Raw genomic sequence first — 12304 nt, 5'->3', positions numbered from 1 at the left:
GGCGGGGCCGGGGTGCATGCCGCGGGCATACGTGCAGGTCGCGGAACGCACCGCCGCCGCTGCTCTGCCCCGGACCCGGGTCCTCAAGCGCCGGACGGGCTGCGCGAGCCGGTCCGGCCGGTTCCGGCGGGGCCGGGTGTATGTCGGGGCGATCCCCGCAGGGCGCCGAACGCACCGCCGCCGTACCTGCCGACCCTGAGCACCGTTCGGCGCCCGAGGAGACGCCCCGGCGTGCGCCCGGCCCCGCCGGAACCCCCTGGCGGGCCTCCGCCCCGGCGGAATGCCCTGGGCGTGCGCCCGGCCCCGGCGGAACCCCCTGGCGGGGCCCCGCCCCGGCGGAATCCCCGCGCATGCCCGCCCCGGCGGGTGCGGCTGCGTGCAGCAGGCGCGGGACCGGTCAGTTCAGGAGGGCGCGGGCCGAGACGGCCTCGGCGCGGATGCGGGCCGCCGCGTCGTCGTCCACCGCCGCGACGACGTCGGCGTACGCGTCGAGTTCGGCCGCCCCCTCCCGGAAGGAGCCCCGCTCCACCAGCAGCCGCGCCCGCTCGTACCGCAGCGACGCCGGATGCGACGGCAGCAGCAGCGACAGCTCCAGCGCCCACAGCGCCACCCCCGACTGCTCGGGGCGGGTGGCGGCCCACGCACGGATGTTGGTCAGGATCCGCAGCACGATGTCCAGCGTCCTGGCCGGCGTGCGCGGCCCCGACGCCAGCTCCGCCGGCCCGGCGCCCAGGGAGGCGCCGCCCGCGAACGGGTCCACCACCACGCCCTCCTCCGGGTCGCCGAAGCCCACCACGAAGTGCCCCGGCAGCCCCAGCCCGTACACCGGCGCGCCCGCCCGCCGGGCGACCTCCAGCCACACCACCGACAGCAGGATCGGCAGGCCGCGCCGGCGCCTCAGCACCTCGTGCAGCAGCGAGGACGACAGCCGTTCGTAGTCCGCCGGGGTGCCGTGGAAACCGAGGCGCCCGCCCAGCAGTTCCGTCACCGCCGAGGCCCACGCCCGCCCGCCCCGCAGACCGTACGGCAGCATCCCGGCCAGCCGGTCCAGCTCGATCTGCGCCCAGTCCATGGCACGTTCGTCCAGCTCCGGATCCGCCTCCGCCGCCAGCAGCAGGCACATCACCGCCAGGTCGGGCCGCTCCGAGCGGGCCTGCGCCGCGAACTGCTCCCGCCGGGCCGACGTGCTCACCGGGCCGCCCGGAAGTGGTGGTAGGCGTGGTGCGTCGCGAAGCCCAGCCCGTCGTACAGCGCCAGCGCCGCCGCGTTGTCCGTCTCGACCTGCAGCCACGCCGCCGACGCGCCCTCCTCCAGCGCGCGCCGCGCCAGGGCGGCCATCACCGCCGTGGCGAGCCCCTCCCGCCGGTGGGCGGGATCGACCGTCACCGCCGCGAAGCCGGCCCACCGGCCGTCCACCACGCACCGTCCGATCGCCCGCCCCCCGGGCAGCGAGGCGAACCACACCGACGGGCCCTGCACCAGGACCCGCCGGGCCACGTCCGGGTCGGAGACCCTTCCGTAGCGCCCGAGCCACTCCTCGTCCGGGGCACGGGTCAGAGTCACGGAGCCGCTCGCGGGCGCGTCCACGTCGCCCACCGGGGCCAGCGCCCCGATCCGTACCTCGGCCGACGCCTCGGACACCCAGCCCCGGCGCTCCAGCTCCGCGCACAGCAGCTCCTGCGTGCCGGCGGCCCCCGTGGCGGCCTGCACATAGGCCGGAAGTCCTCGCTCCGCATACCAGGAGGTCACTCGCGCGAGTGCATCGTCGAGCGGTATGCCCGGGTCGCCCGCCGGCAGCACGGAGTTGGCCCGCCGGGTGAACCCGGCGGAAGCGCGCAGCGTCCAGCCGCCCAGGGGCTCGCTCTCCAGCGGCTGCCAGGCCCGCGCCGAGACCCTCGTCAGCTCCTCGAAGGAGGCCGCCGGACCCCGCCGCCGGGCCGGCGCCGCGGGCACGACCTTGCCCGCCACCAGCGAGGATTCCGGGATGCGGACGGACTGTCCGTTCTTCTTTGTGATCAGCAGCACACCCTGGTCCCAGGATGTGAGAACACCGACCGTGTCCGTGAACTCGGGTGATCCGCTCAGTCCGGTCTCCACCCGTCGTACAGAGACACGTTTACCCACGTCAGCCGGGGTGATTCGGACCTCCAGCAGTCCTCCGGCAGTGATTTCCACAGCTCTGTCCGCCCCTCCTGTTCGGATCGTGCCCGGGAACGGAGATACTAGGTGCGGGCATCGACGACGCCGCGCTCCCGCGCGATATGGAAAGCCCTACCGAGGAGGAACGAGAGCGTGACCTACGTCATCGCGGAGCCTTGTGTCGACGTCAAGGACAAGGCATGCATCGAAGAGTGCCCCGTCGACTGCATCTACGAGGGCCAGCGGTCCCTGTACATCCACCCGGACGAGTGCGTCGACTGTGGTGCGTGTGAGCCGGTCTGCCCGGTCGAGGCCATCTTCTACGAGGACGACACTCCGGAAGAGTGGAAGGACTACTACAAGGCGAACGTCGAGTTCTTCGACGAGCTCGGTTCGCCCGGTGGTGCCTCCAAGCTGGGCCTGATCGAGCGCGACCACCCCTTCGTCGCGGGTCTGCCCGCCGGCATCAACGGCGAGCACTGACCCTTCGCGGCAGAAGCGCCACTCGGTCCCGTACGGCCTGCCCGCCGCACGGGACCGCGGTGTTTTCCGACCCGTCCCACCAGCACTCAGAGAGAGCAGAGACCACCGTGGCCGCAGTATCCGACCGTCTTCCCGCCTTCCCCTGGGACAAGCTGGAGCCGTACAAGAAGACGGCGGCGGCCCACCCGGACGGCATCGTCGACCTGTCCGTCGGCACGCCCGTGGACCCGGTCCCGGAGCTGATCCGGCAGGCCCTGATCGACGCCGCCGATTCCCCCGGCTACCCGACGGTGTGGGGCACCGCGGCCCTGCGCGACGCCATCACGGGCTGGCTGCGCGGCCGGCTCGGCGCGAGCGCGGCCGAGCACCGCAACGTCCTGCCGGTCGTCGGCTCGAAGGAGCTGGTGGCCTGGCTGCCGACCCAGCTGGGCCTGGGCGCCGGTGACCAGGTCGCCTACCCCCGGCTCGCCTACCCGACGTACGAGGTCGGGGCGCGGCTGTGCGGCGCGGAGCCGGTGGTCTACGACGACCCGACCGCCGATCTCGACCCGGCGCGCGTGAAGCTGCTGTGGCTCAACTCCCCGTCCAACCCCACCGGCAAGGTCCTCGCGAAGGACGAGCTCGTCCGGATCGTGGCCTGGGCGCGGGAACACGGGATCCTGCTCTTCAGCGACGAGTGCTACCTGGAGCTGGGCTGGGAGGCCGAGCCCGTCTCCGTCCTCCACGACGACGTGTGCGGCGGCTCGTACGAGGGGATCGTCGCGGTCCACTCCCTGTCCAAGCGCTCCAACCTGGCGGGGTACCGGGCGGCCTTCGTCGCCGGTGACGCGGACGTGCTCCGGGAACTGCTGGAGATCCGCAAGCACGGCGGCATGATGACCCCCGCCCCGGTCCAGGCGGCCACGGTGGCGGCGCTCGGCGACGACCGGCACGTGGCGGAGCAGCGCGAGCGCTACGCGGCCCGCCGGACGGCGCTCCGCGCGGCCCTGGAGGCGCACGGCTTCCGGGTCGAGCACAGCGAGGCGAGCCTCTACCTGTGGGTGACCCGCGACGAGCCCTGCTGGGACACCGTCGCGCACCTCGCGGAGCTGGGCATCTTGGTCGCGCCCGGCGACTTCTACGGCGAGGCGGGCGCCCGCTTCGTGCGCGTCGCCCTGACCGCCACCGACGAGCGCGTCGAGGCGGCGGTCAAGCGCCTCGGCTGACCCGGCCCGTGACAGCCCGAGGGGGCCGGGAGTGTGCAACTCCCGGCCCCCTCGGTGTTTCCCGGATGTCAGCCCTGCAGCGCGCCGCCGGGCAGTCCCGCCGGCAGGACACCGCCCACGGGCAGTGCGGAGACCGGCAGCTCCTGGGTCGTGGGCAGACCGCCGAGCAGGCCGCCCGCCTGGCCGGCCAGGTCGGACGCGGGGGCCGGCAGGGTCTTGGCCGCGGCACCCGCGGTGCCGACGGCGTCGGTGGCCGTTCCCGTGGCCGTGTCGGCGGTCGCCGCGGGGGCGTCCGTGGCGGTGAGTGCGCCCAGCTGCGGCACGGACTCCAGGCCGGCGGCGCTGGCCGCGCCGGCCGCACCGACCACGGGCGCTGCCCCGGCTGCGACGAGCAGCGCGGCACGGGCGATCCGACGGGTCAGGGGGAGGGACATGATGCTCCTAAGCGGTAGCGGCTGAGTACGGCCTGACTAACCGCTCCCGGGGCGGGTGGAGTTGCGGCGCCGCCGGGTAAAGGATCGGTAACGCATCGTTTAATCGGCTTCCGCGACAAGAGCATTGGATGCGCGCCGACCAGGGGTTCCGTCCCTCCGGGGGGTCCGCCGGGCGGGGTGGGGCGCGATGGTGATCACCCCCGCAGGAGTGATCACTCGTACGCGCGGCCGGGTGCCCCCGGCTGACCCTGGGGCGTGTCGTCGGAGTCCCGTCCGGTCGGCGGAGCCCGGGCGGATCAGCGGGCCATGAAGATCCGTACCTCGCCGGGAGCCGCGCCGTAGGGGTCGCCGTCGCCCTTCTTCGCGGCCGCTTCCGCCTTGTCCTGCCACTGGCCCCGGTCCTTGCCCGCGACCCAGCCGCGCAGGTCGTAGGAGACCCGGGCGATCCCCATCTCGCGCGAGTTGGCCACCGCCCAGTGGGCCATCGCCCGGCTGCGGCGCGTCGCGGCCTCGCCCGCGTCCCGCTTCTCCACCATCGTGATCTCGGGCTCGGCGACGGCCCGGCCGCCGGCGCTGCGGCCGGCCTGGCCGCCCTGGCCGCCCTGCGGGCCGAAGGTGTGCATCCCGTCCTCGCCGAAGATCCGTACCAGGCCCGCGCGCACCTTCGCCGGGTCGCCCGGCTGCGTGGGCGCCGGACCGCCGCAGTCGAGGCTGCCGCCGCCGGCGAAGGCCGCGGTCAGCACCGTCGCGTCGGGCTCGTGCTTGGCGTAGGCCTGCGGGAAACCGCTGCGCTGCACCTTCTGCGCGGCCACCGTCAGCGGCAGCCGCGAGTAGCCCGGCACGTCGACGAGGCGGTCGTAGAAGATCCCGGCAGAGTAGACCGGGTCCGTGATCTGTTCCGGCGTGCCCCAGCCCATCGAAGGGCGCTGCTGGAAGAGCCCCAGCGAGTCGCGGTCGCCGTGGTCGAGGTTGCGCAGGGCGGACTCCTGCATGGCCGTCGCCAGGGCGATGGTGACGGCCCGGTCGGGCAGGCCCTTGGCGATCCCGACGGCGGCTATCGTCGCCGCGTTCGCCGCCTGTTCCGGGGACATCTCGTACTTTTCGGAGCCGCCGTCACGACCGGACGCGTCCGCGCTCGCGACGCAGAAGGGGGCGCCCCCGCCGTTCGAAGCGCGCTGCACGGCGAAGTACCCGGCCACCGACAGGAGAACGAGCAGGCCGACGACCACACGGAGCAGCCTGCGGCGGCGAGGACGGGGATCACGGATCTCGGACACGCGGCCCACCGTACTTGAGGCATATGACGCGTCCACCGGCCGGACGAGGGACGCTTCGCCACACCCCGGGGCGTTAGGGTCAGTTCCATGTCCGAATCCGAGCTGGACCTCACCCTGGACGCCGCCGAGCTGACCGCCCGGCTCGTCGACATCCCTTCCGTGAGCGGCGACGAGAAGGTACTCGCCGACCTCGTGGAAGACGCGTTGCGCGGCCTGCCCCACCTCACCGTGGACCGCTTCGGCAACAACGTCGTCGCCCGCACGAACCTCGGCCGCGCCGAGCGCGTCGTACTCGCCGGCCACCTCGACACCGTGCCGATCGCCGACAACGTCCCGTCGCGCCTCGACGAGAACGACGTCCTGTGGGGCTGTGGCACCACCGACATGAAGTCCGGCGTCGCCGTGCAGCTGCGCATCGCCGCGACCGTGCCCGAGCCCAACCGGGACCTCACCTTCGTCTTCTACGACCAGGAGGAGGTCGCCGCCGACCTCAACGGCCTCGGCAAGGTCGCCGAAGCCCACCCCGACTGGCTCACGGGCGACTTCGCGGTGCTGCTGGAGCCCTCGAACGCCGAGGTCGAGGGCGGCTGCCAGGGCACTCTGCGCGTGCTGCTGCGCACCGCCGGCGAGCGCGCCCACTCCGCCCGCAGCTGGATGGGCTCCAACGCCATCCACGCGGCGAGCCCGATCCTGGCCCGGCTGGCGGTGTACGAGCCCCGCAAGCCGGTCATCGACGGCCTGGAGTACCACGAGGGCCTCAACGCGGTGCGCATCGAGGGCGGCGTCGCCAACAACGTCATCCCCGACGCGTGCACCGTGACGGTCAACTTCCGCTACGCCCCCGACCGCAGCGAGGCCGAGGCGATCGCCCACGTCCGCGAGGTGTTCGCGGACTGCGACATCGCCGAGTTCGTCGTCGACGACTCCTCCGGCGGCGCCCTCCCGGGCCTCTCGCACCCCGCGGCCGCGGCCTTCATGGAGGCGGTGGGCGGCCGGGCCATGCCGAAGTTCGGCTGGACGGACGTCTCCCGCTTCAGCGCGCTGGGCGTCCCGGCGGTGAACTACGGGCCGGGCGACGCCCTGCTGGCCCACAAGGTCGACGAGCGCGTGGAGACGAAGGCGATCCTGCACTGCGAGGAACGACTCCGCGCCTGGCTGACCTCCTGAATTCCGCTTCCCGTCACCTTTGTGCGCCTACCCTGATCCAACGATCAGCAGGAGGGAGCACATCATGGGCAACCCCGGCATTTCCGACGGGTCCGCTCGTCGCCGGCCCGAGGAGCAGCAGCTCGGGCCGGTGCTGAGGAGGCGGAGCCAGGTGCAGGCGGGCAGTACGACGGACCAGCGGCTGCTGGACTCCGCCGGGCCCTCCGAGTGGGTCCACACCGATCCCTGGCGGGTCCTGCGCATCCAGTCGGAGTTCATCGAGGGCTTCGGCACGCTGGCCGAGCTGCCGCCCGCGATCAGCGTGTTCGGCTCGGCCCGCACCCCGGAGGGATCGCCCGAGTACGAGGCGGGCGTGCGGATCGGCGGCGCGCTGGTGGACGCCGGCTTCGCGGTGATCACCGGCGGCGGTCCGGGAGCGATGGAGGCCGCCAACAGGGGCGCCCGCGAGGCGAACGGGATCTCGGTGGGCCTCGGCATCGAGCTCCCCTTCGAGCAGGGGCTCAACCAGCACGTCGATCTCGGCCTGAACTTCCGGTACTTCTTCGTCCGCAAGACGATGTTCGTGAAGTACAGCCAGGGCTTCGTCGTGCTGCCCGGCGGGCTGGGCACGCTGGACGAGCTGTTCGAGGCACTGACCCTGGTCCAGACCCAGAAGATCACCCGCTTCCCCATCGTGCTGTTCGGCACGGAGTACTGGAGCGGGCTCGTCGACTGGCTGCGGGGCACGGTGATCGCCCAGGGCAAGGCCTCGGAGAAGGACCTCTACCTCTTCCACGTCACCGACGACGTGGACGAGGCGATCGCCCTGGTGACGAAGGAAGTCGGCAAGTAGGACCGCCACCGCGGGCCGGCCGCGGCCGGCCCGCGGGATCAGGCCAGGCCGCGGCGGGCGACGGCCGGGGGCCGGTGGCCCTGGATCGAGCGGACCATGTCCAGGATCTGGCGGGTCTCCGCGACCTCGTGGACGCGGTAGACCTGCGCGCCCAGCCAGGCCGACACGGCCGTGGTGGCCAGCGTGCCCAGCAGACGCTCCTTGACCGGCTTGTCGAGGGTCTCGCCGACGAAGTCCTTGTTGGACAGCGAGACCAGCACCGGCCAGCCCGTCGCCGTCATCTCCTCCAGCCGCCGGGTCGCCTCCAGCGAATGGCGGGTGTTCTTCCCGAAGTCGTGACCCGGGTCGATCATGATCGCGTCCCGGCGGACGCCGAGGGCCGCGGCCCGTTCGGCGAGCCCGACCGTGACCCGCAGGATGTCCTCCATCACGTCCTCGTACGCGATCCGGTGCGGCCGGGTGCGCGGCTCGACCCCTCCGGCGTGCGTGCAGACCAGGCCGGCGCCGTAGCGCGCCGCCACCTCGGCCAGCTTGTGGTCCACCCCGCCCCACGCGTCGTTCAGCAGGTCCGCCCCGGCCTCGCAGACCGCTTCGCCGACCTCGTGCCGCCAGGTGTCCACGCTGATCACCACGTCCGGGTGGCGGCGGCGGACCTCGGCCACGAAACCGACCGTGCGCCGCGCCTCCTCGGCCGCGTCCACGTGTTCGCCCGGCCCCGCCTTGACCCCGCCGATGTCGATGATCGCGGCGCCCTCGGCGACGGCCTGCTCCACCCGGTCCAGCGCGGGCTCGTCGCGGAACGTCGCGCCCTGGTCGTAGAAGGAGTCCGGAGTCCGGTTCACGATGGCCATGATCACCGGCTCGTGGGTGTCGAACTCGCGCCTGCCCAGTCGCAGCATCCTGGTCTTTCCTCCTTCGGCGGCCCTCGCGCCTCGCCTGCGACCTTAACCTGGTGGCCGGAGTCTCTCAGGGGAGTTGATCGTGTTCTTCTTCTTGATGATCGCGCTGGTCGTGGTCGTGGCAGCGGTCACCCTTGCGGTGATCGGCGGCGGCTCGGAGGCCGTCCTGCCGGAAGCGGAGCCGGACCGGGTGGCGGACGGGCTGCCGGAGACCCGGCCCGTGGTGCGGGAGGACATCGATGCGCTGCGGCTGCCGGTCGCGCCGCGCGGCTACCGGATGGCCGAGGTGGACGACGTACTGGAGCGGCTGGCGGCGGAGCTCGCCGAGCGGGACGCGAGGATCGCCCTGCTGACGGGAACGGCGTCGCCCGGTTCCGCGGCACCGCAGGACGCCTCCGGCCCGGTCGACCTCAGCAAGCGCGGTGAGCGGTGAGCGGGCCCGTGGCGGGTCCGGACGGCCTGCTGCGCTGCCCCTGGGGGCTCTCCACGCCCGACTACGTCGCCTACCACGACTCCGAATGGGGCCGTCCGGTCCACGGCGACGACGCCCTGTACGAGCGGCTGTGCCTGGAGGCCTTCCAGTCGGGGCTGTCCTGGCTGACGATCCTGCGCCGGCGCGAGGGCTTCCGCAAGGCCTTCTCCGACTTCTCCATCGCGGCCGTCGCCGCATTCGGCGACGCGGACGCGGAGCGGCTGCTGGCCGACGAGGGGATCATCCGCAACCGGGCCAAGATCGAGGCGACCCTGGCCAACGCGAAGGTCCTCGCCGGCTGGGAGCCCGGCGAGCTGGACACCCTGATCTGGTCCCACGCCCCGGAGGAGCCCGGCCCCGCCCCGCTCACGGTCACCGAGGTCCCGGCGGTCACCCCGGAGTCCACCGCCCTCGCCAAGGCCCTCAAGAAGGCCGGCATCCGCTTCGTCGGCCCGACGACCGCCTACGCCCTGATGCAGGCGTGCGGGCTGGTCAACGACCACCTGGCCGCCTGCGCCCTGCGCGACCCGGCGTAGGGCCGCGCGGGACGGCGGCGCGGGTCAGCGGCCGAGGTACTCCGGCGGCTGCTTCGCCAGGAAGGCCTGGACGGCGATGGAGTGGTCCTCGGAGGCCCCCGCACGGGTCTGCAGGACGTCCTCGTGCACCAGGGACTCCGCGAGCGTGTGGGAGGCCCCGTACGCGAGGGACTCCTTCAGGGAGGCGTAGGCGACCGTCGGGCCCGCGGCCAGTGCGCGCGCCACGGCCTCGGCCTCGGCGTGCAGGGAGTCCGAGGGCACCAGGCGGTTGACGATGCCGAGCTCGTACGCCTCCTGCGCCTTGATCGAACGCGGGAAGAGCAGCAGGTCCGAGGCGCGGGAGGCGCCGATCAGGCGGGGCAGGGTCCACGAGACCCCGGAGTCGGCGGTGAGCGCCACGCCGGCGAACGAGGTGTTGAAGGAGGCGGTGTCGGCGACGACGCGGAAGTCGGCCGCCAGCGCGAAGCCGAAGCCGGCCCCGGCCGCGACGCCGTTGACGCCGGCCACGACGGGCTTCGGCATCTCGGTGAGCGCCCGCACGATCGGGTTGTAGTGCTCCTTGACCGTGTTCATGGTCAGCGAGGAGCCGGTCTCGCGGTCCGCGGCGAGGTTCCCGATGTGCTCCTTGAGGTCCTGGCCGACGCAGAAGGCCCGGTTGCCGGCGGCGGTCAGCAGGACCGCCCGGACCGAGGTGTCCCCGGCCGCAGCCAGTGCCGCGTCGCGCAGGGCGACCTTGGCCTCGGTGTTCATCGCGTTCATCGCGTCGGGACGGTTGATCGTGATGGTCGCGAGTCCGTCGGTCACTTCGTAGAGCACACTGTCGGCCATGGCAGGGGGTCCCCCTTCGTCGCGGGCTTGGCTACCGGCCGGTACCGGCCGGTGCAAGGGCCAGCATGGCGGACCGGACGCGGAGCGCACATGTGATGTGTGTCAAAGAAAGCTGAAGCGCTTCCCCAGGTGCGGCGGCGAAGTATCGCAGGCGGATCCCCGAAATGAGTGGTTTTGGCCGAGCGCGTTGCCCAAGCGTTCCCGGGTGATGTTGGTCATCGGGTCCTGACATGCGGGATAATGGCTGGGAAGCAATGTGTTCGATGCCGGGTATTAGGCGCCTGAATGGGGCCGTCGGCTGACGATGAGCTGGTTTCAGGAAGGGGAACGAGCATGGCGGCCATGAAGCCGCGGACGGGCGACGGCCCGCTCGAGGTCACCAAGGAGGGGCGGGGCATCGTCATGCGCGTACCGCTCGAGGGCGGCGGTCGGCTTGTCGTCGAGCTGACCCCCGATGAGGCGGACGCCCTGGGTGACGCCCTGAAGAAGGTCGTCGGCTGACCCGCTGACAGCACTTCCACCTTCTGCTTTCGCATTCTCTGCGCTGCCCCGACCGCGATCTGCGGCCGGGGCAGCGTTGTGTCGTGTCCGAGGACCTCGTACCCCCAGCGGAGCCGCACGTGACCTTCTCCCCGCCCGCGCCGCCGGCCTTCGCCGACTGCACTCCCCGCCAGAAGGCGGCCCGCGTCCTGTCCGACGTGCTGGCCCCGGCGAACCTGGTGGTCGCCCTGCTCCTGCTCGTCGGCCTGCACAGCACCGGGTCGTGGGCGGGGCTCGGGTGGGGCCTGCTGGCCGCCCTGTTCTGCGGTGTCGTCCCGATCGGCATCATCGCCGTCGGGGTCCGGCGCGGGGCGCTGACCGACCAGCACATCCGGGTGCGGCGCCAGAGGGTCGCCCCGATGGCCCTGAGCCTGCTCTCCGTCCTCGCCGGGGTGGCCCTCCTGCACCTCCTCGGCGCCCCCGCGCAGGTCTTCGCGCTCGTCGTCGCGATGCTCGTGGGACTGGTCTCGTCCCTGCTGGTGACGGTGGTCTGGCAGATATCCATCCACATGTCCGTGGCCGGCGGCACCGTGATGATCCTGCTGCTCGTCTTCGGCCCGCCGGTGCTCCCGGCGGCCCTGGTCGCCGCCGCCGTCGGATGGTCCCGCCTGGCGCTGCGGGCGCACACGCCCGCCCAGCTGCTCGCCAGCACCGCCCTGGGCGGTACGGCGGCCCTCACCTTCGCGCTCCTGAGCTGACCCGCCCGGACGCCGGGGGGCGGACGGTCAGCGGCGCACGGCGCAGAGCAGGCCGTCGCCCACCGGGAGCAGCGCGGCCTCCAGTGCCGGGCTCTCCCGGACGCTGCGCAGCAGCTCGCGGACGCGGAGCACCTCCACCGGCTGGGCCGCGGAGTCGACCGTACGGCCGTCGGAGAAGACCCCCTCGAAGCACACCAGCCCCCCGGGGCGCAGCAGGCGCAACGATTCGGCGAGGTAGTCGAGGGACTCGGTCGGGTCCCCGTCGCAGAAGACGAGGTCGTACCCGCCGTCGGCGAGGCGGGGCAGGACGTCGAGGGCGCGGCCGGGGATGAAGCGGGCGCGGTTGCCCGCGAAGCCGGCGGCGCGGAAGGCCTGGCGGGCGAAGGCCTGCCGGTCCGCCTCGGGATCGACCGTGGTCAGGACCCCGTCGGGGCGCATCCCGTGCAGGAGGTGGATGCCGGAGACGCCGGTTCCGGTGCCGATCTCGGCGACCGCCTTGGCGTCCGCGGTCGCGGCCAGCAGGCGCAGCGCGGCGCCGGTCCCGGGGGAGACGGAGCGCAGGCCCGCTTCCCTGGACCGGTCGCGGGCCCATCGCAGAGCGTCGTCCTCGGCGACAAACGCGTCGGCGAACGCCCAGCTCGTCTGCCGGTTGCCGGTAATGACCCTCTCCTGTCCCCATAGTTGGCGCAACGGTGACTGTATCCGTTGACGTCGGGAACCCGCAGATGGGACCGGGCGTTGTGAGGGGTGGAGGCGGGACGAGAAGGACGGCGCCGGGCAGATCGGCGGCGGGG

Annotated in this window: 15 protein-coding genes; 8 read left to right on the top strand and 7 right to left on the bottom strand. The window is 73.0% G+C overall.

All coding sequences use genetic code 11. The annotated features are described in order from the left end of the window. Nucleotides 1-397 precede the first annotated feature (397 nt). A complete protein-coding gene (locus tag IG86_RS0111770; RefSeq protein ID WP_173429243.1) occupies nt 398-1291 on the bottom strand; it encodes a transglutaminase family protein in 894 nt (297 codons plus the stop codon). Continuing rightward, on the bottom strand, nt 1189-2175 hold the full coding sequence (locus tag IG86_RS0111765) for a GNAT family N-acetyltransferase (RefSeq protein ID WP_030830929.1): 987 nt from the start codon (nt 2173-2175) through the stop codon (nt 1189-1191). Before IG86_RS0111765 ends, IG86_RS0111770 begins: the two co-directional genes overlap by 103 nt. Before the next feature lie 117 nt (nt 2176-2292). Between IG86_RS0111765 and fdxA the strand changes: the two genes are divergently transcribed. Both fdxA and dapC read left to right on the top strand, forming a co-directional pair. After that, nucleotides 2293-2622, top strand: coding sequence for a ferredoxin (gene fdxA, locus IG86_RS0111760; protein WP_030027294.1), 330 nt, complete (start codon nt 2293-2295; stop codon nt 2620-2622). Nucleotides 2623-2729: 107 nt separating this feature from the next. Continuing rightward, nucleotides 2730-3827 carry a succinyldiaminopimelate transaminase gene (gene dapC, locus IG86_RS0111755; RefSeq protein WP_030896635.1) on the top strand — a complete coding sequence of 366 codons (1098 nt, stop codon included), beginning with the start codon at nt 2730-2732 and terminating at the stop codon, nt 3825-3827. Between the two features lie 68 nt (nt 3828-3895). Here the strand turns inward: dapC and IG86_RS40515 are convergent, their stop codons facing one another. Both IG86_RS40515 and IG86_RS0111745 read right to left on the bottom strand, forming a co-directional pair. Beyond that, complete coding sequence (locus tag IG86_RS40515) at nt 3896-4261, bottom strand: hypothetical protein (protein WP_030660067.1); 366 nt, start codon at nt 4259-4261, stop codon at nt 3896-3898. A gap of 296 nt (nt 4262-4557) precedes the next feature. Then, a complete protein-coding gene (locus IG86_RS0111745) occupies nt 4558-5547 on the bottom strand; it encodes a hypothetical protein (RefSeq protein WP_030830935.1) in 990 nt (329 codons plus the stop codon). A gap of 78 nt (nt 5548-5625) precedes the next feature. Between IG86_RS0111745 and dapE the strand changes: the two genes are divergently transcribed. Beyond that, nucleotides 5626-6705 (top strand): succinyl-diaminopimelate desuccinylase, encoded by a 1080-nt coding sequence (gene dapE / locus IG86_RS0111740; RefSeq protein WP_030830938.1) that lies wholly within the window; start codon nt 5626-5628, stop codon nt 6703-6705. A gap of 64 nt (nt 6706-6769) precedes the next feature. After that, nucleotides 6770-7537: an LOG family protein gene (locus IG86_RS0111735; RefSeq protein ID WP_030830941.1), complete on the top strand. Its 768-nt coding sequence runs from the start codon at nt 6770-6772 to the stop codon at nt 7535-7537. A gap of 38 nt (nt 7538-7575) precedes the next feature. Here the strand turns inward: IG86_RS0111735 and folP are convergent, their stop codons facing one another. Beyond that, entirely contained in the window at nt 7576-8436 is an 861-nt protein-coding gene (folP, locus tag IG86_RS0111730; RefSeq protein WP_030830944.1) for a dihydropteroate synthase, read from the bottom strand. A gap of 76 nt (nt 8437-8512) precedes the next feature. On the opposite strand from folP, the gene IG86_RS0111725 reads away from it, so the two are divergent. Then, nucleotides 8513-8869 carry a DivIVA domain-containing protein gene (locus IG86_RS0111725; protein ID WP_030830947.1) on the top strand — a complete coding sequence of 119 codons (357 nt, stop codon included), beginning with the start codon at nt 8513-8515 and terminating at the stop codon, nt 8867-8869. An 8-nt stretch (nt 8870-8877) separates the two neighbouring features. Next, nucleotides 8878-9444, top strand: a complete 567-nt coding sequence (locus IG86_RS0111720) for a DNA-3-methyladenine glycosylase I (protein WP_199814457.1) — start codon at nt 8878-8880, stop codon at nt 9442-9444. A gap of 24 nt (nt 9445-9468) precedes the next feature. Here the strand turns inward: IG86_RS0111720 and chcB are convergent, their stop codons facing one another. Then, nucleotides 9469-10272, bottom strand: a complete 804-nt coding sequence (chcB, locus tag IG86_RS0111715) for a 2-cyclohexenylcarbonyl CoA isomerase (RefSeq protein WP_030896630.1) — start codon at nt 10270-10272, stop codon at nt 9469-9471. A gap of 333 nt (nt 10273-10605) precedes the next feature. Between chcB and IG86_RS41070 the strand changes: the two genes are divergently transcribed. Further along, a complete protein-coding gene (locus IG86_RS41070; protein ID WP_003966491.1) occupies nt 10606-10773 on the top strand; it encodes a DUF3117 domain-containing protein in 168 nt (55 codons plus the stop codon). A gap of 83 nt (nt 10774-10856) precedes the next feature. Further along, nucleotides 10857-11510, top strand: a complete 654-nt coding sequence (locus tag IG86_RS0111705; protein WP_244305830.1) for a hypothetical protein — start codon at nt 10857-10859, stop codon at nt 11508-11510. Nucleotides 11511-11537: 27 nt separating this feature from the next. Here the strand turns inward: IG86_RS0111705 and IG86_RS0111700 are convergent, their stop codons facing one another. Beyond that, nucleotides 11538-12200, bottom strand: a complete 663-nt coding sequence (locus IG86_RS0111700) for an O-methyltransferase (RefSeq protein WP_030032218.1) — start codon at nt 12198-12200, stop codon at nt 11538-11540. Nucleotides 12201-12304 lie beyond the last annotated feature (104 nt).

The organism is Streptomyces virginiae (genome assembly GCF_000720455.1).
In the GTDB taxonomy this organism is placed as follows: domain Bacteria; phylum Actinomycetota; class Actinomycetes; order Streptomycetales; family Streptomycetaceae; genus Streptomyces; species Streptomyces virginiae.
The sequence above is the reverse complement of the archived record's forward strand: the minus strand, read 5'-3'. Positions and strand labels throughout refer to the sequence as shown.